Annotated in this window: 20 protein-coding genes; 16 read left to right on the top strand and 4 right to left on the bottom strand. The window is 61.4% G+C overall.

The window, feature by feature from the left end; all coding sequences use genetic code 11:
• The first annotated feature begins 1 nt into the window (after position 1).
• On the top strand, positions 2–1,627 hold the full coding sequence (locus ACF8R3_RS15135) for a methyl-accepting chemotaxis protein (RefSeq protein ID WP_392515826.1): 1,626 nt from the start codon (positions 2–4) through the stop codon (positions 1,625–1,627).
• 48 nt (positions 1,628–1,675) lie between these two features.
• On the opposite strand, the gene ACF8R3_RS15130 is transcribed toward ACF8R3_RS15135, so the two are convergent.
• Complete coding sequence (locus ACF8R3_RS15130) at positions 1,676–3,082, bottom strand: purine-cytosine permease family protein (protein WP_392515825.1); 1,407 nt, start codon at positions 3,080–3,082, stop codon at positions 1,676–1,678.
• A 317-nt stretch (positions 3,083–3,399) separates the two neighbouring features.
• Between ACF8R3_RS15130 and ACF8R3_RS15125 the strand changes: the two genes are divergently transcribed.
• The 10 genes from ACF8R3_RS15125 (at position 3,400) to ACF8R3_RS15080 (ending at position 12,524) form a co-directional block, all read left to right on the top strand.
• Positions 3,400–3,885, top strand: a complete 486-nt coding sequence (locus tag ACF8R3_RS15125) for a flavin reductase family protein (RefSeq protein WP_023535123.1) — start codon at positions 3,400–3,402, stop codon at positions 3,883–3,885.
• A gap of 100 nt (positions 3,886–3,985) precedes the next feature.
• A complete protein-coding gene (locus tag ACF8R3_RS15120) occupies positions 3,986–5,026 on the top strand; it encodes an LLM class flavin-dependent oxidoreductase (RefSeq protein ID WP_058605895.1) in 1,041 nt (346 codons plus the stop codon).
• 250 nt (positions 5,027–5,276) lie between these two features.
• Complete coding sequence (locus ACF8R3_RS15115; protein ID WP_058605896.1) at positions 5,277–5,873, top strand: amino acid synthesis family protein; 597 nt, start codon at positions 5,277–5,279, stop codon at positions 5,871–5,873.
• Positions 5,874–5,940: 67 nt separating this feature from the next.
• Positions 5,941–6,774 (top strand): alpha/beta fold hydrolase, encoded by an 834-nt coding sequence (locus ACF8R3_RS15110; protein ID WP_196141775.1) that lies wholly within the window; start codon positions 5,941–5,943, stop codon positions 6,772–6,774.
• Entirely contained in the window at positions 6,771–8,252 is a 1,482-nt protein-coding gene (locus ACF8R3_RS15105; RefSeq protein WP_392515824.1) for an aldehyde dehydrogenase, read from the top strand. The genes ACF8R3_RS15110 and ACF8R3_RS15105 overlap by 4 nt, the downstream gene beginning before the upstream one ends.
• 12 nt (positions 8,253–8,264) lie before the next feature.
• Positions 8,265–8,750: a flavin reductase family protein gene (locus tag ACF8R3_RS15100; RefSeq protein ID WP_058605899.1), complete on the top strand. Its 486-nt coding sequence runs from the start codon at positions 8,265–8,267 to the stop codon at positions 8,748–8,750.
• Between the two features lie 73 nt (positions 8,751–8,823).
• Positions 8,824–9,213 (top strand): carboxymuconolactone decarboxylase family protein, encoded by a 390-nt coding sequence (locus ACF8R3_RS15095; RefSeq protein WP_058638362.1) that lies wholly within the window; start codon positions 8,824–8,826, stop codon positions 9,211–9,213.
• Positions 9,214–9,304: 91 nt separating this feature from the next.
• Entirely contained in the window at positions 9,305–10,057 is a 753-nt protein-coding gene (locus ACF8R3_RS15090) for a GntR family transcriptional regulator (protein ID WP_058605900.1), read from the top strand.
• Between the two features lie 2 nt (positions 10,058–10,059).
• Positions 10,060–10,623, top strand: a complete 564-nt coding sequence (locus ACF8R3_RS15085; RefSeq protein WP_058638363.1) for an NUDIX hydrolase — start codon at positions 10,060–10,062, stop codon at positions 10,621–10,623.
• Positions 10,624–10,706: 83 nt separating this feature from the next.
• Entirely contained in the window at positions 10,707–12,524 is a 1,818-nt protein-coding gene (locus tag ACF8R3_RS15080; RefSeq protein ID WP_392515823.1) for an ATP-binding protein, read from the top strand.
• Positions 12,525–12,534: 10 nt separating this feature from the next.
• Here ACF8R3_RS15080 and ACF8R3_RS15075 read toward each other — a convergent pair whose 3' ends face one another.
• Entirely contained in the window at positions 12,535–14,718 is a 2,184-nt protein-coding gene (locus ACF8R3_RS15075; protein WP_196121664.1) for a response regulator, read from the bottom strand.
• 134 nt (positions 14,719–14,852) lie between these two features.
• Complete coding sequence (locus tag ACF8R3_RS15070) at positions 14,853–15,557, bottom strand: NUDIX domain-containing protein (RefSeq protein WP_182140403.1); 705 nt, start codon at positions 15,555–15,557, stop codon at positions 14,853–14,855.
• Between the two features lie 137 nt (positions 15,558–15,694).
• Here ACF8R3_RS15070 and ACF8R3_RS15065 point away from each other — a divergent pair, with 137 nt between their 5' ends.
• The 3 genes from ACF8R3_RS15065 (at position 15,695) to trbK (ending at position 17,886) form a co-directional block, all read left to right on the top strand.
• A complete protein-coding gene (locus tag ACF8R3_RS15065) occupies positions 15,695–16,345 on the top strand; it encodes an isochorismatase family protein (protein ID WP_196185444.1) in 651 nt (216 codons plus the stop codon).
• Positions 16,342–17,544 carry a nicotinate phosphoribosyltransferase gene (gene pncB, locus ACF8R3_RS15060; RefSeq protein ID WP_058605906.1) on the top strand — a complete coding sequence of 401 codons (1,203 nt, stop codon included), beginning with the start codon at positions 16,342–16,344 and terminating at the stop codon, positions 17,542–17,544. The genes ACF8R3_RS15065 and pncB overlap by 4 nt, the downstream gene beginning before the upstream one ends.
• A gap of 96 nt (positions 17,545–17,640) precedes the next feature.
• Entirely contained in the window at positions 17,641–17,886 is a 246-nt protein-coding gene (gene trbK / locus ACF8R3_RS15055) for an entry exclusion lipoprotein TrbK (protein WP_078478507.1), read from the top strand.
• 85 nt (positions 17,887–17,971) lie between these two features.
• On the opposite strand, the gene ACF8R3_RS15050 is transcribed toward trbK, so the two are convergent.
• On the bottom strand, positions 17,972–18,895 hold the full coding sequence (locus ACF8R3_RS15050) for a LysR family transcriptional regulator (RefSeq protein WP_145255877.1): 924 nt from the start codon (positions 18,893–18,895) through the stop codon (positions 17,972–17,974).
• Positions 18,896–19,005: 110 nt separating this feature from the next.
• On the opposite strand from ACF8R3_RS15050, the gene ACF8R3_RS15045 reads away from it, so the two are divergent.
• A complete protein-coding gene (locus ACF8R3_RS15045) occupies positions 19,006–20,067 on the top strand; it encodes a YeiH family protein (RefSeq protein WP_145255874.1) in 1,062 nt (353 codons plus the stop codon).
• A gap of 132 nt (positions 20,068–20,199) precedes the next feature.
• A complete protein-coding gene (gene ppnN, locus ACF8R3_RS15040; protein ID WP_058638370.1) occupies positions 20,200–21,573 on the top strand; it encodes a nucleotide 5'-monophosphate nucleosidase PpnN in 1,374 nt (457 codons plus the stop codon).
• Positions 21,574–21,624 lie beyond the last annotated feature (51 nt).

Here is a 21,624-nt window from a genome sequence, read left to right as displayed (position 1 = left end):
GATGCTTTTCAGGAACATGAAGATCGGCATTCGCGCAGCCTGCGTGTTTGCCTTGTTGGGCATGCTGATCCTGACCATGGGACTGGTCGCCCTGTATGAAACACAGCAGATGGATGAGTCCACGGATGAAATCCGCCTGACCTGGATGCCCACCGTCATGTCGCTCAGTGCAATCAACAGCAACCTGGGCCGTACTCGCGCCCTCACCCTGCGCAGTGCATTGGAAGAGAATGCCAGCGAGCGCACCCGCTACCTGAGTACGATCCAGAGTATCGAACGCGAATTGGATGAAGGCTTCGAGGCCTATGTGGCCACCATCGTGTCCAACGAAGACCGCGGGCTGTTCGAAACCGCTCGCAGCGCCTATCAGCACTACCATGAGCTCCAGGAAACGGTCCTGGCCGAGCTTTCGGCCGGGCGCATGGACAGGGCTCGCCAGCTGATCAACGGCCCGCTGACGGCACGTGCCGAAACGATGATGCAAGCCATGTCCACACTCATCGCCTTCAACGCCAAAGGCGCAGAAGCTGCATCCCAACTGAGCAGCGACGTGGCCGATGAGGCATTGGTGGCCATTATCACGGCACTGGTTGTGATCCTGCTGGCACTGGTGATGATCGCCTACCTGCTCACACGCAGCATCATCGTGCCGCTAGCCCAAGCCGTTACCGCCGCAGAGCGCGTGGCGGCCGGTGACCTGACCCAGCCCATCCAGGCTGAGGGCCGCGACGAGCCCGCCTTGCTGCTGAAGGCCTTGGCCCGCATGCAAGCCAACCTGCGCCAGACCATTGCCCGCATTGCGGCCTCGTCGGACCAACTGGCGTCGGCGTCCGAAGAGCTGCACACCGTGACCGAAGACACCAGCCGTGGTCTGCACCAGCAAAGCGCCGAAATCGACCAGGCTGCCACGGCCGTCAACCAGATGACCGTCGCCGTGGAAGAAGTTGCCAGCAATGCCGTGAGCACGGCCGATGCTTCCAAAGACGCAGACCGCACGACCCGCGACGGCCGTGACCAGGTCAACCAGGCATTGCAATCCATCGAGCAGTTGGTAGCCGAAGTTACCGGCACTTCGGCGCAGGTGCAGCAGCTGGCCACCAGCGCCAATGAAATTACCCGGGTGCTGGACGTGATCGGCGCTATCGCAGGGCAGACCAATCTCCTGGCACTCAACGCCGCCATCGAAGCGGCGCGGGCAGGTGAAGCGGGCCGAGGGTTCGCGGTGGTGGCCGACGAGGTGCGCGCCCTCGCCCACCGCACTCAACAATCGACTGCGGAAATCGAACAGATGATCGCAGGCATCCAGAACGGCACCGAACGCGCCGTGACGGCGATGTCCAGCAGTCAGGGTCGGGCGGCCGGTACGTTGGAGGTGGCCCAAGGTGCAGGGCGCGCGCTTGAGGTCATCGCCGAAGCCATCGCCTCGATCAACCAGCGTAACCTGGTGATCGCAAGCGCCTCGGAGGAGCAGGCTCAGGTGGCCCGAGAAGTGGATCGCAACCTGGTCAACATCCGTGATCTGTCAATGCAGACCTCGGCCGGGGCCAACCAGACCAGCGCAGCAGCGCAGGATCTGTCACGCCTGGCGGTAGACCTCAATGCCATGGTTGCGCAATTCAAGGTGTAATCCTCAGAGAGGGGCCGACCAGCGGCCCCTCAACGTGAGGCCACTGGCTCACTTGCTGACGCTGACCACCCGCCCCACGTTCTGCGCTGCCTTGCCACGGGTTGCCAGGCAGTAGTACAGCGGCACCGTTACCAACAAACCGAACAGCCACGACAGATCGGCCCCTTCGACGATGTTCGAGTATGGGCCGACATACAGCGCCGTGTTGGCGAATGGCAATTGCACCAGGATGCCGCAGGCATAGGCAATGATCGCGTGGTGGTTGAAACGGCCATAGATGCCGCCATCGGCGCTGAAGATCGAGGCGATGTCGTACTGGCCTTTCTTGATCAAGTAGAAGTCGACCAGGTTGATCGATGCCCAGGGTACCAGCACCAGCAGAAGCGCCAGGATCAGCCCGATGAACTGGCCGATGAAGTCGGCCGAAGCATTGAGCGCCACCAGTGCGCAGGCCACGAGGATGACGCTGGCCAGCGCCACACGCACCTTGATGCTCGGCGTCCACTGGGCGAAGAACGTCTGGATTGCTGTCACGATCGAAAGCACGGCGCCGTACAGGTTCAGGGCGTTATGGCTGATGATGTTGAGCAGGAAAAGCACCATCAGGATTGGCCCGAGCCAGCCGGTGGCCTGTTTGACGGCATCCATGGCATCGGTGCCTTCGGGCACGCACAGCACGGCCACTGCCCCGAAGCTGAAGCACAGGATAGTGCCCAGGGTGGCGCCGAAGTAGGTCGCCCAGAATGGACGCGCGATCCCTACCTCACGCGGCAAGTAGCGCGAATAGTCGGAGGTGTACGGCGAGAAGCTGATCTGCCAGATCGTGCCCAGCGACACGGTGGCGATGAACCCGGACAGGTTGAAGGCACCACGGCTGAAGAAGTCGCCCGGCAGTACTTGGGTGAACATCATGATGAACCCCGCCAGCAACGCCGAGCCCATGACCCAAGTGCCGATGCGGTTCAGAATGTGGATGAAACGGTAGCCCACGACGCCGATGGCGGTGGCGCTCAAGGCGCCGATCACGATCGCGCCGGGCATGGGGACCGTGGGTGCGATGCCGTGGATGGTCTTGCCTGCCAGCACGATGTTGGAAATGAAGAAGCCCACGTAGATCAGCGCGGTGAAGAAAACGATCAGCAGCGCGCCGTAGCGTCCGAACTGGCCCCGGCTCTGCACCATCTGCGGGATGCCCAGCTGCGGCCCCTGTGCAGAGGCCAGGGCAATCACCACGCCTCCCAGCAAGTGCCCCATGACGATGGCGATCAGCCCCCACAACAGGTTCAGGTGGAACACCTGGATCACCATGGCGCCGGTGACGATGGGCAGTGGCGCAATGTTGGTGCTGAACCAGAGGGTAAACAGGTCGCGCGCCTTCCCATGGCGCTCGGCAGGTGGAACGTAATCGACCGTGTGATTCTCGACAAACTGATGTTGCGACGACGGTTGGGACATGGTTTTTAGCTCGAAAGGTCGTTTTTATCGTTGTAAGGAAACCGCATCTAGGCGGCCTCTCAGCTGAAGACCATATTATGGTATTCCAAATTTTTGACAATACTGATCCGCATTTCTAAATGTCAGCTGATCCGATTCAGCCATTAACGAAAAGTGATCATGAGCGCTTGTAACCCTTTAAATACGCGGGTTTGGACCACTCATCGCGGTTTTAGCCAAGTCTAAAAATGTGCTTGCAAAAAAGGTATTACGGTATACCATCAGACACATCAACGATAAAAACCGCGGCCCACCGCAGCTTTAAAGAGGTACATCAGATGATCGACGCAACCGTCTACAAGAACGTCCTGGGTTCCTTCCCCTCCGGCGTTACCGTCATCACCACCCTGGACGACGACGGCTCGGTCGTTGGCTTGACCGCCAGCGCCTTCTCATCCCTGTCGATGGACCCTCCCCTGGTGCTGTTCTGCCCCAACTACACGTCCGACTCCTACCCGGTGCTGATCAAGCACAAACGCTTCGCCATTCATCTGTTATCCGGCAATCAGCAGGCCGAGGCCTACGCCTTCGCCAAGAAGGGCAAGGACAAGGCCGCCGGCATCGAGTGGTCGTTGAGCGCGCTGGGCAACCCCATTCTCGCCGGTGCTACCGCCGTGATCGAATGCGAGCTGTGGCGCGAATACGAAGGGGGCGATCACGCAATCATGGTGGGCAAGGTGCACAACCTGATCGTGCCGGAGCAAGCGCCGCTGCCGATGGTGTACTGCCGCGGGAAGATGGCCAGCCTGCCTGCACTCGCCTGACCTCTGCCCCCCCTGAACGCACTTGGCGCAAAGCATTGCGCTGTCCGCTGCGATACCCGGCTGTACGCCGGGTGACACTACCCAGTCCGAGGAATGCCCCATGAAATTTTCGTTGTTCGTGCACATGGAACGTTGGGATGAACAGGTCAGCCACCGCCAGTTGTTCGAAGACCTCACCGAACTGACCTTGATGGCCGAAGACGGCGGTTTCAGCACCGTGTGGATCGGCGAACATCACGCCATGGAATACACCATTTCGCCAAGCCCCATGCCATTGCTGGCTTATCTGGCGGCGCGTACCGAGAAGATCCGCCTGGGCGCTGGCACCATCATCGCCCCGTTCTGGAACCCGATCCGCGTCGCCGGCGAATGCGCTTTGCTCGATGTGATCAGCAACGGGCGCATGGAGGTGGGTCTGGCCCGTGGCGCCTATCAATTCGAATTCGATCGCATGGCCAATGGCATGCCAGCCACCGATGGCGGCAAGGCGCTGCGCGAAATGGTGCCTGTGGTACGCAAGCTGTGGGAGGGTGACTACGCCCATGAAGGCGAGGTGTACAAGTTCCCGACCTCCACCAGTGTTCCCAAGCCGTTCAATGCCACTCCACCCATGTGGATCGCGGCCCGTGACCCTGACTCGCATAACTTCGCCGTGGCCAATGGCTGCAACGTGATGGTGACGCCGCTGATGAAGGGCGACGAGGAAGTGCTGGACCTTCGCAACAAGTTCCAGGCCGCCTTGGACAACAACCCCGACGTGCCGCGCCCACAATTGATGGTATTGCGCCACACCCACGTACACAGCCCGCAAGAGCCGGACGGCTGGAAGGTGGGCGCCAGCGCCATCTCGCGTTTCTACCGCACGTTTGATGCCTGGTTCGGCAACAAGACCACGCCGGTCAATGGTTTCCTGGAGCCCAGCCCTGAAGCGAAGTTCGCCGAAGTGCCTGCATTCGAGCTGGAGAACATCCGCAAGAACACCATGATCGGCACTGCGGAAGAAATCATCGCGCGCATCAAGTACTACCAGGAACTGGGCGTCGATGAATTCAGCTTCTGGTGTGACAACAGCTTGCCCCACGCCGAGAAGAAAAAATCGCTGGAGCTGTTCATCAAGGAAGTGATCCCGGCATTCACCTGAATTCCCTTTACCTGATTCTTTGCGGGGCATGCCCGCTCGCGCGGGTCGTCTGGCCATGCGCGAGCGGGTTTTTTTCAGCCCAAATACAGGTACCGCCCCCGCGCGCTCGATACAGATGCGATGTAGACCTGCACATCAGCTCACCTTTCGTCTCGGTGGGATGAGAAAACGCCACGCAATGCTTGCAGAACAAATATTATGGTATACCATCAGACAACAAGATCTGATCACACCGTACAGGAGCCCCCCCATGAGTTTTGAAATTCGCAAGATCGTCACCTACTCCGAAGAGACCCGTATCGAAGGTGGCAAAGCCACTGACACGCCGGTCACCATGGTGGGCCTGGCGGTGGTCATCAAGAACCCTTGGGCTGGCCGTGGCTTCGTCGACGACCTCAAGCCCGAAATCCGCGCGCATTGCTCGGAACTTGGCGCGCTGATGGTCGAGCGACTGACCGCCGCCATCGGTGGTGCCGACAAGATCGAGGCCTACGGCAAGGCGGCAGTGGTGGGCGCTGACGGTGAAATCGAACACGCATCGGCCGTCATCCATACCCTGCGCTTCGGCAACCACTACCGCGAAGCCGTGCAGGCCAAAAGCTACCTGAGCTTTACCAACAAGCGCGGTGGCCCTGGCACGTCCATCCAGATTCCGATGATGCAAAAAGACGACGAAGGCCTGCGTTCGCACTACATCACCCTGGAAATGCAGATCGAGGACGCACCTCGCGCCGATGAAATCGTGGTGGTCCTTGGCGCTGCCGATGGCGGCCGCCTGCACCCACGCATTGGCAACCGCTACATCGACCTGGAAGAACTGGCGGCCGAGAAGGCCAACGCTCAATAACAACAATCAAGCCGGGCCTGGGTGTGGCGATCAATTCGCCACGCCCGACCTCAAAGGAGCGCCCTCCATGATTCAGCCCGTCGCTGAACGCACCCCCGCCGGCACCAGTTACCTGTCCGTCGGTCAGGGTCAACCCGTGGTACTCATTCACGGCGTGGGCCTGAACAAGGAAATGTGGGGCGGTCAGATCGTTGGCCTGGCCAACGACTACCGCGTCATCGCCTATGACATGCTCGGCCACGGCCAGAGTGCCTTGCCCCCGGCCGACGTCGGCCTCGAAGGCTATGCCGCCCAGTTGGCCGAGGTACTCGATCACCTGCAACTGAGCCAAGCCATCGTCATCGGTTTCTCCATGGGCGGCCTGGTCGCACGTGCCTTCGCCCTGCACTACCCCCAGCGCATCGCTGCCCTGGTGGTGCTCAACAGCGTCTTCAACCGCAGCCCCGAACAGAGCGCCGGGGTTATTGCCCGTGCCGCTCAGGCAGCAGAGCTGGGCCCGGACGCCAATGTCGAGGCGGCACTGGACCGCTGGTTCAGCCGCGAGTACAAGGCGGCGAACCCCGCCCAGGTGGCTGCCATCCGTCACGTGCTGGCCAGCAACGACCCACAGGGTTATCACACCACCTATTCGTTGTTTGCCACCCAGGACATGTACCGCGCAGGTGATCTGGGCAGCATCCAGGTGCCGACGCTGATCGCCACGGGAGAGCTCGATACCGGCTCTACCCCGGCCATGGCCCGCCAGCTCGCCGCCCGTATCCCGGGTGCGCACAGTGTGGTGCTGGCCGAGCAGCGGCATATGATGCCGGTGGAGGCACCGCGCGAAGTGAACAAGATGCTGCTGGATTTTCTCGCCAAAGCCCGCAGCCTGACCGAATCAGCCAAGGGGATTGTGGCATGAGCCTCGTTCGTTTTCAGATGTGCATCGACGGCCAATGGTGCGATGCGCAGAGCGCCAAGACCTTCGACAGCCTGAACCCGGCCACCGCACAGCCCTGGGCGCAGCTGCCGGACGCAGGCGAAGCCGACGTGGAACTGGCGGTTCAAGCCGCCCAGCGGGCATTCGAAAGCCAGGCTTGGCGGGGCATAACCGCTACAGCCCGTGGCAAGCTGTTGCGCCGTCTCGGGGACCTGATCGCCGAGAACAAGGAACACCTGGCCCAGCTGGAAAGCCGTGACAACGGCAAGCTGATCCGCGAAACCCGCGGTCAGGTGGGTTACCTGCCAGAGTTCTTCCATTACACCGCAGGCCTGGCCGATAAGCTCGAAGGCGGCACACTGCCCTTGGACAAGCCGGATCTGTTCGCCTACACCGTGCACGAGCCTATCGGTGTGGTCGCCGGGATCATCCCGTGGAACAGCCCGCTGTACCTGACGGCGATCAAACTGGCGCCGGCCCTGGCCGCTGGCAATACCATCGTGCTCAAGCCCTCCGAGCATGCCTCGGCGACCATTCTGGAACTGGCGCGCCTGGCGTTGGAAGCAGGGTTTCCGGCTGGCGTTGTCAACGTGGTCACAGGCTACGGCCCGAGCACCGGCGCGGCGCTTACCCGTCACCCGCTGGTGCGCAAGATCGCCTTCACAGGCGGTGCGGCCACCGCTCGCCATGTGGTGCGCAGCAGCGCCGAGAACTTCGCCAAGCTGTCGCTGGAACTCGGCGGCAAGTCGCCGAACATCATTTTTGCAGACGCCGACCTAGACAGCGCCATCAACGGTGCCGTGGCGGGGATCTATGCAGCGTCCGGACAAAGCTGCGTGGCCGGGTCGCGCCTGCTGGTGCAGGATGAAATCTTCGACGAGTTCGTCAAGCGCCTGATCGAGCGTGCCCAGCGCATTCGCATTGGCAACCCCCAGGACGATGCCAGCGAGATGGGCCCGATGGCCACTGCACAGCAGTTGGCCGTGGTCGAACAACTGGTCGCCGCGGCCAAGGCCGAAGGCGCCAAGCTGCACCTGGGCGGTAAACGGGCCCAGGTCGACGGCGAGGGCTGGTTCTACGAGCCAACGCTGTTCGAATGCGACAGCAACTCGATGAGCATCATGCAGGAAGAGGTGTTTGGACCGGTGGCGACCGTCATTCGCTTCAAGACCGAGCAAGAGGCGCTGGCCATTGCCAACGATTCACAGTTCGGCCTGGCCGCCGGTATCTGGACCCGCGATTTGGGTCGAGCCCACCGCCTGGCGCGCGACGTGCGTTCGGGGATCATCTGGGTCAACACCTACCGCGCCGTATCTGCCATGGCGCCCATCGGCGGCTTCAAGAACAGCGGCTACGGACGCGAAAGCGGCATCGATTCCGTGCTGGCCTACACCGAGCTGAAAACCGTGTGGATCAACCTGTCCACCGCCCCCATGCCCGACCCCTTCGTGATGCGCTAAGAGGTAACACCGATGATCGAACCTGGCATCTACAAAGACGTGATGGGCTCCTTCCCGTCCGGGGTGACGGTCGTCACCACCCTGGACGCCGAGGGTGGCATCGTCGGCATCACTGCCAGTGCCTTCAGCGCGCTGTCGATCGACCCGGCGCTGGTGCTGTTCTGCCCCAACTACGCCTCCGACACCTACCCGATCCTGCGCGACAGCAAGCAGTTCGCCATTCACCTGCTGTCGGCAGGCCAGACGGCCGAAGCCTACGCCTTCGCGGGCAAAGGCAAGGACAAGGCCAAAGGCGTACAGTGGCACTTGAGCGCCTTGGGCAACCCGCTGCTCGACAACGCCACGGCGATCATCGAATGCGAGCTGTGGCGAGAGTACGACGGCGGCGACCATGCAATCATTGTGGGCGCCGTTAAAAACCTGGTGTTGCCCGCCGACCCGATGACGCCCATGGTGTACCACAAGGGTAAGCTGGGCGCCCTGCCCCCACTGGGCTGAGGCGCGACTTTTTCAGGGGCGCGCTGGCCTCTAACTCTCCTTAGCGCCCCTGTTTTATTCCGGAGTAGCGTACATGAGCAATGAAAAGTACGAAAAAGGTCTGCAGATTCGCACACAGGTCCTGGGCGAAGACTATGTTAACCGGTCGATCCAGAATGCCGACGCATTCACCCAGCCTCTGCAGGAGCTGGTGACCGAGTACTGCTGGGGCCATGTCTGGGGCCGCGAAGGCTTGTCGCTCAAAGAGCGCAGCATGATAAACTTGGCCATGATTTCGGCACTCAACCGGCCGCACGAGCTCAAGCTGCACATCCGCGGCGCCTTGCGCAACGGCCTGAGCCGCGAGCAAGTACGCGAGATTCTGCTCCAGGTCGGCATTTATTGCGGCGTCCCGGCGGCGGTGGACAGTTTCCGCCTGGCCCGGGAAGCGTTCGCCGAGGCCGACGCGGAGTCCACCCGTTAACACCGGGCTGTTCGTACCCACGCAAGGAGCACCCAGGGTCGTGGTGCCCCGTTACGGTCGTGGCCGGGCAGCCTCATTCAGAGCGCACTCGATGAAACGCCAGCCACTGGACGACAGCTTCAAGGTCAATCGCAACCCCGTCACCCTGCGCGAAATCGTGCTCGACAAACTGCGGGGCGCGATCATGAACTTCCACCTGCTCCCAGGCGACCGCCTGGTGGAGCGCGATCTGTGCGACCGCCTTGGCGTCAGCCGCACGTCCGTGCGTGAAGCCCTGCGCCACCTGGAGTCCGAAGGCCTGGTGGAGTTCGCCGACGCCAAAGGCCCGCGTGTTGCGATCATCACCCTTGAAGATGCACGCGACATCTATGAGTTGCGCTGCGTACTCGAAGGCCTGATCGTGCAGCTGTTCACGCTCAATGCCAAGGCCAAGGACATCCGCGCGCTGGAACGAGCCCTGGACGTCAACCGTGAGGCGTTGGAAGAAGGTGAGCTGCAGCAGGTGCTCGAGTCGGTGCAAGGGTTCTATGACGTGCTGCTCGAGGGTTCGGGCAACCAGGTCGCGGCGCAGCAGCTTCGTCAGTTGCAGGCGCGCATCAGCTACCTGCGTGCCACATCGGTATCCCAGGCCAACCGCCGTGGTGCCAGCAACCTGGAAATGGAAAAAATGGTCGAGGCCATCAAAAGCGGCGACCCCCTGGTAGCTCACCAGGCCTCGGTCGATCACGTGCGTGCAGCCGCCAAGGTTGCACTGGACTATCTGCGCCAGAAACAAGACGACAACGCCAAGGTTCGCGAGATCGTCGCTCCCCTGGCCCTCAAGGAACCTCGCATAGGTCGCTGATCATGCCCAGTGCTCCCCGCTACTGCCCTCATTGCACCACGACGCTGGCCCAGGGCACACCTGCGGGGGACACCCATGAACGGCTGCACTGCGCCAGCTGCGGCTACATTCATTACATCAATCCGAAGATCATTGCCGGTTGCATCATTGAGCGCGACGGCAAATACCTGTTGTGCCAACGCGCCATCCCCCCTCGCCCCGGCACCTGGACGCTGCCGGCAGGCTTCATGGAAGCCGGCGAGACCACCGAACAGGCGGCGCTGCGCGAAGTGTGGGAGGAAAGCGGCGTACGGGCGGAGATCGTCTGCCCCTACTCCATTTTCAGCGTGCCGAAGATCAGCGAGGTCTACATCATCTTCCGCGCCTTCGTCACCGAGGAAACGGGCCAGTATGGACCGGAAACCCTGGCCTATCGGTTTTTCGAACCAGAGCAGATCCCGTGGGACGACATCTACTACCCCGCCATCCGGCAGATTCTCGAGCGTTACATTCTCGAGCGTCAGGCCGGTGTCTACGGGATTTACACCGGCAACGATGACGTGGGCAAGGTGCACTTCATTCGCTGACTGGCCAAGCGCCATAAAACGCTCGCCAATCGTGCCTTCAGGGTGCACCCTAGAGCACCCTGTTTCAATGACCGGCAGAGCAGATGGCGAAGTGGCTAGCAGGCGGCGGCGTGATGGCCGACCGCATTCTTGGGCATGACTGGACGTGCACCTCGTTGGGTCCGCTGGAAAACTGGCCCGATACCCTCAAGACCACCTTGGCGCTGTGCCTGGGCTCGCATTTTCCACAGGCTGTGCTGTGGGGGCCCGATCTGCTGACCTTCCACAACGATGCCTTTCTCCCCATTCTAGGGCGCAAGCCGGTGGCGCTGGGGGTACCGTTTGCAGAGGTCTGGCAGGAGGCATGGGACGATATCCGCTGCATGGCCGACAGGGCCCTCGAAGGCGAAGCGGTCTACATCCAGGACTTCCCCTTGGTCATCGACCGTAACAACGGGCCGGAGCGTGCCTACTTCACGTTCTGCTACAGCCCAATTCGTGACTTGCATGGCAATGTGCTTGGAATGCTCGATACCGTCACCGAAACCACGGCCACCGTGCTGGGTAACCAACGCCTGGCGTTTCTGGACACCCTCGGCCGGGCAGTGGCACAAGCGGTAGACCCGGAGGCGATTCTGGCAACGACCACGCGCCTGCTCGCTGAGCACCTAGGGCTATCAAGCTGTATCTATGCGGTCATGCAAGCTGACGATGACACCTTCACGGTCTGTGGCGAAGCGGTGACCGACGCGAGCCCCTCGTTGATCGGAGAGCATCGCCTGGGAGCTTTTGGCAAGCAGGTGAACGAACGACTGCGCAGCGGTCTGACATTGGCGCTCGATGATTGCAGGCAGGCACTTCCCGAGTCCGAGGCGGCTGTATTTGCAGCCCTTGGGATCAATGCCACGTGCTGCGTGCCGCTGATAAAAGGCGCAAGGCTCACCGCCTTGATGGCGGTCAACAGCGCGTCAGCGCACGCGTGGACCGAATACGAGCGGGTCTTGCTCGGTGACGTGACCGAACGCAGTTGGGCGCATATCCAGCATGCCCAATCCACGGGCGAGACGCAGGCCGCCTTGCTCGCGCTCGAGGCGCTCAACTCCAGCCTGGAGCAACGTGTGCAGACCCGCACCACGCAACTGCTGCACACCGAAGCGGAACTGCGTCAGGCCCAGAAGCTTGAGGCCATCGGCCAGCTTACAGGGGGTGTGGCGCACGATTTCAACAACATATTGACCATCATCCATGCCTCGCTGCATTTCTTGCAGCGTCCGGGCCTGGACGACGATCGGCGCATGCGCTATCTACGCACCATGGTCAAGACGGTCGAGCGCGGCTCCAAGTTGACCGGCCAACTGTTGGCCTTCGCACGGCGCCAGGCCTTGAATCCGCAGGTGTTCGACGCAGCGGCTCGGCTGGCAGCCATGGCCGACCTGTTCGATACCGCAGCAGGTGCGAGCATTGACGTCGAGCTGGACTTGCCTGCTTCGCCGTGCCACGTGCGCGCCGACATCAGCCAACTGGAAACGGCGGTTATCAACCTGATGCTCAATGCCCGCGATGCTATGGCCGGTGTGGGCACCGTGCGCGTGCGCCTCCAAGCCCACCAGCACCTGCCGGTCAGCCGCGATGAGGTTCCCGATCCGTGCGCGTATGCCGCGATTTCCGTCACCGACACGGGAGTTGGCATCAGCACGGAGCTGTTCGAGCGGATATTCGACCCTTTTTTCACCACCAAACCTGCTGGGCAAGGCACTGGGCTGGGGTTGTCCCAGGTATTCGGTTTCGCCAAGCAGTCCGGGGGGGATATCAAGGTCAGCAGTGTCGAGGGCAAGGGCACGACCTTCACCCTGTACCTGCCGCAACAGGCTCCGACGGCCTTGTCCGAAACGGATAGGACGTGCAGCGTGCAAGCGGGCTAAAGCTTGCGTTTCAGCCTCGGTCAAGGGTAGTTCCGGCCAGCAGGCGCGCCACGCTCTGGGCGAGTTCGGCGCGTCGATAAGGCTTGCGCAGCACTTCGAAACCGCTTAGCTGGCGCGGCGTCAAATTGGCATAGCCCGTGATGATCAGCACCGGCAGCTCGCTGTGATGCTGGCGCATTTGCTGGGCAAAGCGTACACCGGTCATCTCCGGCATGACGTGGTCGGTCACCAACACATCAGGCAGCCACCCCTTTTCCACCAAGCGCAAAGCGGCCACGGCACTTGGCGCTTCGGTCACCTCATAGCCCAGGTCGCGCAATTGCAAAGCCGTTGCGTGACGCACGATCTCTTCATCGTCTACCAACAACACCCGGCTGGGACGCTCGGCCACAGGTCCATCGCAAGCCTCGGCATCGCGATGGGTGGGCAATGCATCGCTGGCCGGCAGCCATAATGTCGCCTGGGTGCCTTTCCCTGGCGTGGACTGGATCTCGAACCCTCCGCCGGATTGAACCGCCAAGCCCTGGACCATAGGCAAGCCCAGGCCAGTCCCCTTGCCCACCTCCTTGGTAGAAAAGAAGGGTTCGATGCACCGCCTGAGCTGTTCATCGTCCATACCGCAGCCATTGTCCCTGACCTGAATCCATACCAGACGTTTGCCCGCAAGGTCCTCGGGGGGTGTCAGGCAGTAGGTGTCATCACCGGCAATGATTTGCAGCTGGCCGGCGCCGCCGATAGCATCCCGGGCATTGACCGCCAGATTCAGCAGGGCCAGTTCCAGTTGGTGAGGATCCACCACGACGCAGGGCAACGACGGGTCGATGTTCACATGCACGGCAATGGTGGGTCCGAGCGAACGCGCCATCAACTCGTGCATGTCCTCGACCAGTGCTGCCAAGGACACCGGTTGCGGTTTGAGTGTCTGACGGCGTGCAAAGCTGAGCAGGCGAGCGACCAGATTGCGCGCCCGTTCTGCTGCCTGCAGGCCCCCGTCGATCAGCCGGGGCGCGCGCTCGGCATGTGGATGCCGGCGCAGCAGCTCGAACGACCCAATGATCGGCGTGAGCATGTTGTTGAGGTCGTGGGCGATACCGCCGGTCAATTGCCCGATCATCTCCATCTTGTGGGCTTCGTGCAGTTGCATCATGACTGATTCGCGCTGGGCCAGCGCCGTGGCAACCCGCTCCTCGAGGCTCTGGTTCAGCAAGTGCAACGCCTGCTCGGCACGGGCATGGAGGATTGCAGCCCACACTTGCTTGGCGGTTTCCTCCACAAGCTGACAGTCCTCCTCGAAGCACCCTCGCGCATCGCTGAAATGAACGCCTAACACTGCTTCGAGTCGCCCACCCCGTAGCACAGGGGCATGCAAGGCGGTGCTTATGCCCGCCAGACAAGGCTCAGGCTGTTCGTACCTGTGCTGAACGGTCCTGCCATCGCTCAATTGCTCATACAAGTCGGCGCCGAACGTCATGTACGAATGGGTGCCCGTCAAGGACGCCACGCCATCGGACCAATCATGGCTGACTTTGAAACCAACACCGTCGCCTTTGTCTTCACCGAAGCAGACCCTGGCTGCGCCCAACTCCTGGGCCAGGCGCTGAACCGCATACGACTCGATACGTGCGGCATCACCCAGCCCAGGCAACGTACGGCTCAATTCCAGGAGAAAAGCCTGGCGCTGGTGGAAACGCACCCGGTCCGTGGTCTCGGTGACCAGGCACAAGACCCCGCCGACGCTTGCATCAGCCTCGCGCACGGCGGAATACGACACGTCGAAATACACTGTCTCACCGTGCCCTCGGCGCTCAATGTAGAAGGGACGGTCCTTGGCCGAAAACGTCTGTCCTGTTTCACGCACACCGCGCAGCAACGGTTCGAGGTCGTCCCACAGTTCGGCCCAGTGCTCGCGCGCCGGGCGCCCGAGGGCTTGCGGGTGCTTATGACCAATAGTGGGCGCATAGGCATCGTTGTACAGCGCGACATAATCCGGGCCCCAGAACAACACGACCTGGGTCTGCGCTGGCAGCAATGTGGCCATGGCGGCCTGAAGGTGCGGGGACCAGCCATGCGGCGTCCCAAGTGGCGAATTCTCCCAGTTCATCGTTTGGAGCAGACGGCCAATCTCACCGCCATTGAGCAGGAAGCTCAGCGGTGTGGAGGCGTCGTCGATTAGAGGGGTTTGAAGCGATCTCATGTCAGGGGAATCCGCGGCACAGGCCAGCCATCTCTGGATAAGAGGCATTGATTCGCGGTTCGTTCCACTGAGATTGATCAGTCGTTCAATGTCAGCGCTGACCGCCCCGCGCAGTCAATCTGCCAGAGGGATGCTTAACTGCCCTCCGGCAGCAGGCTACGGTCGAACATGAATGGCCCCTGCCCTTGCGCCATGTATTGGTACAGTTGCTGCGGACGCCCCATGGGTGGCTGATTCTTTTCGCCTGTGTCCCTGACCCAGCCGAGCACGCGCAAACGCTCCAGGCGCTTGCGCAGCGACGTTGCATTTACAGGCTGGCCCAGGCACGCCTGCATGGCCCCCAGCGCGTCGAGCACGGTGAACCGGGTGTCGAGCAGGTACAACGGCAAACTGCTGTAGACGGACTTGGCCGCGAGCCGCTCACAGGCTCGGCGCGCCAACAAGTTGTGATCGAATGGCAGCAGCACCCTGCTATCAGCCACGTCGGCGAGGTCGAAAAAGGCTAGTTGCTCATCCTCGACTTCCTGGCGGGCGGGCAACAGCGCCAAATAGCAGGTGCTCAATGACCAACCCCGCGGATCCCGAAAGGCATTGCCTTCAGTGCCGACTTGCTCCAGATAGTGTGGCTGGACGCGCGCTTTTTCGCTCAAGGCGCGATGGGCTGCGCTCTGGAGGCTGGTATCAGGCGTGCGCCCATTGATGATCACCCCAGGCAGTGCCCATTGGCCCTGATGCGGTTCTCGCTCACGGCGATGCAAAAGCACCTGCAGGTGCTCGCTGCCGGGCGGCAGGCGCAGCGCGACGATGTCGACGCTTGCCAGGACTTCAGCTGTACTCACTCGTAACTCCTTGACCGAAGCCTTTTATAGTTCACCAGAGCGAATAAGTAAATCGGCCGTAACGTCCAGATAATGGATGCTTGACACATATACAACACCAGGTGGATTATGTAGCCATTCCAGCGAGGAGAACCTCCATGAAAATCGCCAGCTTCGATGTCGACGCACAAATAGGCTTCACGTGCCATGCGCCCCAGGAACTCCCAGTCCCCGAGGGTCATGAAATCGCACCAGACCTCAACGTCATGGCACAGCGGGCCGACCTGCGACTGGGCAGCAAGGATGCGCATCCCGCCAATGCCGCGTGGGTAGTGGCCCAAGCCACGCAGATGCTGCAGCCGCTGACCCTGGCCAACGCGGACCTCACTTGGGTCAGCCATTGCGTCCCTGGCACTCCCGGTTTCGAGCTGCTGCCAGGCCTGCCTGCCCCCATCGAGTACGACTATTTCGTGTGGAAAGGCGTGGAGCCCGACCTGCATCCCTATGGTGCCTGCTACCACGACTTGGCCGAGCGCCGCTCCACCGGCGTCATCGAATACCTCAAGGTGCATCAGGTGGGTGCTGTGATCGTTGGCGGGCTCGCACTGGACTACTGCGTGCGCACCACTGCCCGACAATTGCGCCAGGCCGGGTTCGAGGTGCTGCTGTACCTACCGGCCTGCCGCGCCCTGAGCCAGGCCGGTGCGATAGAGGCCTGCGGCGCCCTGGCTGCCGACGGTGTGAAGCTATGCGGCGACGAGTCGGCCCTCGACCATCAACTGGCCCTGATCCAGGAGCAAGCAGCATGAGTGACAGCGTATTTGGCCCCCGTATCGTTCAGAACTTGCTGGACACCGACTTCTACAAGATCACCATGATGCAGGCGGTGCTGCACAACTACCCCAATGCCGAGGTGGAGTGGGAATTTCGCTGCCGCAACGGTGAGAACCTGGCCCCGTATCTCGCAGAAATCCGCTACCAGGTCGAGCAACTCGCCGAAGTCACCGTCACCCAGGATCAGCTTGCTTACCTTGAGAAGATTCCCTTCATCAAGCCTGACTTCATTCGCTTTCTTAGCCTGTTCCGCTTCAACTTGCGCTACGTGCATGTTGGCCTGGACGACGCCGGCCAGCTTGCGATACGCGTACGCGGCCCCTGGTTGCACGTCATCCTGTACGAAATCCCGTTGCTGGCGATCATCAGCGAAGTCCGCAACCGTTACCGCTACCGGGAGGTGGTGATCGAGCAGGTACGCGAACAGTTGTACCGCAACCTCGACTGGCTCAAGGCCCAGGCCAGCAGTGATGAATTGGCGGGCTTTCAGCTGGCGGATTTCGGCACTCGTCGACGCTTCTCCTATCGGGTGCAGGAAGAGGTGGTGCACATCCTCAAGCGCGATTTCCCAGGCCGCTTCGTCGGCACCAGCAACGTGCACCTGGCCCGGGAATACGAGCTACGGCCAATTGGTACCATGGCCCACGAATGGTTCATGGCCCACCAGCAGCTGGGTCCTCGCCTGGTGGACAGCCAGGCTGCAGCCTTGGAGTGCTGGGTGCGCGAGTATCGCGGCCTGCTCGGTATCGCGCTGACCGACTGCATCACCATGGATGCCTTCCTTGGGGACTTCGACCTCTATTTCGCCAAGCTCTTCGACGGCCTGCGTCACGACTCGGGCGACCCGCTGGCGTGGGCGGAGAAAGCCATCGCGCACTACCACCGGCTGGGTATCGACCCGAAGACCAAGACCCTGATCTTCTCAGACGGCCTGGACATGCCCAAGGCGCTTGGGCTTTACCGCGCGCTGCACGAGCGCATCAACGTGAGTTTTGGCATCGGGACGCGCCTGACCTGCGACATCCCGGGGGTCGAGCCGATGAACATGGTGATCAAGATGACGGCCTGCAACGGTGCACCGGTGGCCAAGATTTCGGACAGCCCAGGCAAGACGCAGTGCCGGGATGAAAATTTCGTGGCCTATTTGAAGCACGTATTCAACGTAGGCGCGTGACTTTCTGCAGGTGGCATTGCTAGGCCCGTGTACGTATCATGCTGCCCGGTTCAACAATCACCTGCCCTTTCAGCACACCAGGAGAAAGATCGCGATATGGACATCAAATTGGCAAAGCTGGTCACGGCAATGGGCTTGGCAGCCTTGCTCGCAGGCTGCAGTGAAGAAACGGTGCCCGAGCCGACCGCTGAGAACTGCACCCCGCAGATGCAGAAGAAAATTCTGGCGGATTTGTCCAAAGAGGCCAATCGCAATACCTTTACGGCCAATTGCAACAGCTTCCTCCAAGCCCGCAAGCATACCGACTGGACCTTCAAGAAGAGCCCGAAAGACGACTTCTGATGAGGTAGCGGCGGCCCTGACAGCACACGTGCCGCGTGGCAGTCGGGCTGCCTTGCGGCGATGTCTGCAGGGACGGGCGCATGTGTCATGAAGTGCCGGTGGTGGGTGAGCGTGAAACGTGGGTCGAAGCCCCGGAAAAGGCCACACAAAGCTCGTGAAAGCGGGCAGCCGCTCGAGAGGGTGAGCCTGCGTGGGGCAGGACTATCGAAAACCGGCGAACCAGTGAACGCGGCCCCACCTGGACCTTGCGTAAAACCATCCCTTCGTGACGAATCGACATGGCAGACACGAAACCTACGCCCATACCGGCGCGTACTGCTTCCTTCACCCCCTCCACGCCGGCGATCTCCAGGCCAATCCGCATCTGTAGTTGACTGTTGGCAAACGCTTGCTCGACGACCTGACGCACGCCCGAGCCCTGCTCACGCAGCACTATTGGGAAGTCGGCCACCTCCTTCAAGGCGCGAGGTTCGGCGCAAGCCAAGGGGTGTGCAACCGGGACAATGGCGACGATTTCGTCCTCCAGCCACTCGGTCACGCCAGTGCCCACGGGCAGGTCTCGCCCCGGCGGCCCTTCGATCAACGCCAAATCCACGTCACCCAAGGCGGTGACGATTTCAGCAGTGTTGCCCTGTATGGTGCTGATCACCACCTCCGGGTAGCGTGCCTTGAACTGGGCGATCAGGTACGGCAGCACGTAGCTTGCAGGCGTAGTGCTGGCACCGATCCGCAAGGTACCGCGCTGAAGGCCGCGCATCGCTTCGCGAAGTGACCGCGCCTGATCGAACGTATCGCGCAGGCGGGTCGCATGCGCCAGTAGCTGTTCACCTGCTGCTGTCAGGCGCACCCCGCGCCCTGCCCGATGATAAAGAGGCTCGCCAAACGCCTCCTGAAGGAGTTTAAGTTGGCCAGACACCGCTGGCTGAGACAGATGCAGGGCCATTGCGGCATGGCTGATGTTGCCGTGCTCGGCCACGACGGCGAAAGTTATAAGCTGTTCTGGAGTCATCCCGGAAAACTATCAGCTAAGTGGATATTTTTCATCCCTAATTACGATTTTTCATAAGCTTATAACCAACATACCGTGGTGCTCATTGATTCCAGTTGCTGGAGAATTCCATGACACCTGCCCCTTATACGCCATCTGACGCACCTGCCGCGCACCGCTGCGCAACGCTCAAGGGTGTGCTTTTGGTTACCGTTCTTGCGTTGGGCATCAGCCAAGCGGCTGCCCTACCCCTTTTCGTCCAGCTTGGCCTCAGCCCGTTGATCCTCGGCATCGTGGCCGGCGCGTTCGTTGGCAATGTGCTGAAAGATCGCCTGCCGGCCTGCTATGCACAGGGCATACACTTCTGCGCCCGGGCCCTGCTCCGGGTTGCCGTCGCCTTGTTCGGCCTGCGGATCAGCTTGCAGGAAATTGCACACGTTGGCTGGCCTGGCCTGGTGATCTCGCTGCTGGTGATCAGCAGCACATTGGCGATAGGACTGTGGTGTGGCATGAAACTGCTCGGGCTTGACCGCGAGACTGCTCTGCTTACAGCTGCGGGCAGCGCCATCTGCGGGGCTGCGGCCGTTTTGGCCTTTGAATCGGCACTGCGCAGCGCGCCGCATAAAAGTGCAGTGGCCGTAGGCAGCGTGGTGCTGTTCGGCACGGCGTCGATGTTTTTCTATCCCTTTCTGATTCGGGCTGGCTGGCTGCACCTGGATGCCCAGACCGCTGGGCTTTGGCTGGGCGGCACCCTCCATGAAGTGGCTCAAGTAGTCGGCGCTGCCAGTACCCTTGGCCCTGATGCCAGCCATGTGGCAACCATCGTGAAAATGACGCGTGTGATGCTGCTGGTGCCTGTCTTGTTACTGGTTGGCTTGTGGATCAGCCGAACCCCAAAATCCGGCTTGGCGTCAGGCAAGGGTCGGCTCACGGTGCCGTGGTTTGCGTTCGGGTTTCTGGCACTGGTAGCGGTCAATTCGCTGGAGGTTCTACCTTTGAGCCTGCGCGAAGCCGTCAACGGCCTGGACACCTTTGCGTTGACCATGGCCATGACGGCATTGGGCATGGAAACCCGCTTCGAACAGATACGCCACGCCGGGCCTCGCGTGCTGGCAACGGGGGCAATCCTCAACGTGTGGCTGTTTGGGGGCGGCTTGGCCATTACCCTGGCCGTGCAGCGGCTGCTGGGGTGATTGTTTCGCAACGCGCGCCGCTGAGGCCGCCATGAAGTGCCGGGCTTTTTTTGCATGCCTCTCGTTGCCGCTTCCATTTCTCGGTATGGTGTGGTCAAAGAAGGATGTTTTACCCGCACAGGAAAGACTTAGATGCCCCAACGCCATGTCATCAATGCATCCGTCAGCCCCAAAGGCAGCCTAGAAACGCTGTCCCAACGTGAAGTACAGCAACTGAGCGAAGCCGGCTCCGGCACTCTTTACACCCTGTTCCGCCAGTGCGCCCTGGCCATCCTCAACACCGGCGCCCATGTCGACAATGCCAAGACCATCCTCGAGGCCTACCAGGATTTCGAAGTGCGCATCCATCAGCAGGACCGAGGCGTTCGCCTGGAGCTGCTGAACGCCCCGGCAGATGCCTTCGTCGATGGTGAAATGATCGCCAGCACCCGGGAGATGCTCTTCAGCGCCTTGCGCGATATCGTGTATACCGAAAGCGAGCTGGCCAGCCAGCGCATCGATCTGGAAAGCTCCCAGGGCATCACCGATTACGTGTTCCACTTGCTGCGCAACGCCCGCACCCTGCGTCCTGGCGTCGAGCCGAAGATGGTGGTGTGCTGGGGCGGTCACTCGATCAGCACCGAGGAATACCAGTACACCAAGAAGGTGGGCCATGAGCTGGGCCTGCGTAAGCTGGACGTGTGCACCGGTTGCGGCCCTGGCGTCATGAAAGGCCCGATGAAAGGTGCCACCATTGCCCATGCCAAACAGCGCATGCAGGGCAGTCGCTACCTGGGCCTGACGGAACCGGGCATCATTGCCGCCGAGGCGCCCAACCCGATCGTCAACGAACTGGTGATCCTGCCAGATATCGAGAAGCGCCTGGAGGCGTTCGTGCGGGTCGGTCACGGCATCATTATCTTCCCGGGCGGTGCAGGCACGGCAGAAGAATTCCTGTACCTGCTGGGTATCCTGATGCATCCGGATAACCAGGATGTACCCTTCCCGGTCGTGCTGACGGGCCCACGCAGTGCAGAGCCCTACCTGCAGCAATTGCATGCCTTCGTCGGCGCAACGCTCGGCGAGGCAGCGCATCGGTTGTACGAGATCATCATTGACGACCCGGCTGAAGTGGCGCGCCACATGGTCGAAGGGCTCAAGCAGGTCAAACAGTTCCGTCGCGAGCGCAACGATGCGTTCCATTTCAACTGGTTGCTGCGGATCGAAGAGAGCTTCCAGCGACCCTTCGACCCCACTCACCAGGCCATGGCTGACCTGGATCTGCGCCGCGAGTTGCCACCTCACGAACTGGCGGCCAATTTGCGCCGAGCGTTTTCCGGGATTGTGGCGGGTAACGTTAAGGACAAGGGCATTCGCCTGATTGAAGAGCACGGGCCCTACCAGATTCGCGGTGACAGCGCTGTATTGGATCCGCTGGGGCGTTTGCTGCAGGCATTCGTTGACCAGCATCGGATGAAGTTGCCGGGTGGGGCGGCTTATGTGCCTTGCTATCAGGTTGTGACTTGATTCACGCTTGACGGATAAAAGGGTCGCTGCAATGGATGGCGCAGCGGCCCC

It is taken from the genome of Pseudomonas sp. FYR_7 (assembly GCF_043106155.1).
Taxonomy (GTDB): Bacteria; Pseudomonadota; Gammaproteobacteria; order Pseudomonadales; family Pseudomonadaceae; genus Aquipseudomonas; species Aquipseudomonas parafulva_B.
This window is presented reverse-complemented; position numbering and strand designations above follow the sequence as displayed.

Coding starts and splice junctions, on each gene's coding strand:
- ACF8R3_RS15050 (WP_145255877.1), bottom strand. CDS start 18,895: ATGACTCCAGAACAGCTTATAACTTTCGCCGTCGTGGCCGAGCACGGC.
- ACF8R3_RS15110 (WP_196141775.1), top strand. CDS start 5,941: ATGATTCAGCCCGTCGCTGAACGCACCCCCGCCGGCACCAGTTACCTG.
- ACF8R3_RS15075 (WP_196121664.1), bottom strand. CDS start 14,718: ATGAGATCGCTTCAAACCCCTCTAATCGACGACGCCTCCACACCGCTG.
- trbK (WP_078478507.1), top strand. CDS start 17,641: ATGGACATCAAATTGGCAAAGCTGGTCACGGCAATGGGCTTGGCAGCC.
- pncB (WP_058605906.1), top strand. CDS start 16,342: ATGAGTGACAGCGTATTTGGCCCCCGTATCGTTCAGAACTTGCTGGAC.
- ACF8R3_RS15105 (WP_392515824.1), top strand. CDS start 6,771: ATGAGCCTCGTTCGTTTTCAGATGTGCATCGACGGCCAATGGTGCGAT.
- ACF8R3_RS15080 (WP_392515823.1), top strand. CDS start 10,707: ATGGCGAAGTGGCTAGCAGGCGGCGGCGTGATGGCCGACCGCATTCTT.
- ACF8R3_RS15085 (WP_058638363.1), top strand. CDS start 10,060: ATGCCCAGTGCTCCCCGCTACTGCCCTCATTGCACCACGACGCTGGCC.
- ACF8R3_RS15135 (WP_392515826.1), top strand. CDS start 2: ATGCTTTTCAGGAACATGAAGATCGGCATTCGCGCAGCCTGCGTGTTT.
- ACF8R3_RS15095 (WP_058638362.1), top strand. CDS start 8,824: ATGAGCAATGAAAAGTACGAAAAAGGTCTGCAGATTCGCACACAGGTC.
- ACF8R3_RS15045 (WP_145255874.1), top strand. CDS start 19,006: ATGACACCTGCCCCTTATACGCCATCTGACGCACCTGCCGCGCACCGC.
- ACF8R3_RS15115 (WP_058605896.1), top strand. CDS start 5,277: ATGAGTTTTGAAATTCGCAAGATCGTCACCTACTCCGAAGAGACCCGT.
- ACF8R3_RS15065 (WP_196185444.1), top strand. CDS start 15,695: ATGAAAATCGCCAGCTTCGATGTCGACGCACAAATAGGCTTCACGTGC.
- ACF8R3_RS15125 (WP_023535123.1), top strand. CDS start 3,400: ATGATCGACGCAACCGTCTACAAGAACGTCCTGGGTTCCTTCCCCTCC.
- ppnN (WP_058638370.1), top strand. CDS start 20,200: ATGCCCCAACGCCATGTCATCAATGCATCCGTCAGCCCCAAAGGCAGC.
- ACF8R3_RS15090 (WP_058605900.1), top strand. CDS start 9,305: ATGAAACGCCAGCCACTGGACGACAGCTTCAAGGTCAATCGCAACCCC.
- ACF8R3_RS15130 (WP_392515825.1), bottom strand. CDS start 3,082: ATGTCCCAACCGTCGTCGCAACATCAGTTTGTCGAGAATCACACGGTC.
- ACF8R3_RS15100 (WP_058605899.1), top strand. CDS start 8,265: ATGATCGAACCTGGCATCTACAAAGACGTGATGGGCTCCTTCCCGTCC.
- ACF8R3_RS15120 (WP_058605895.1), top strand. CDS start 3,986: ATGAAATTTTCGTTGTTCGTGCACATGGAACGTTGGGATGAACAGGTC.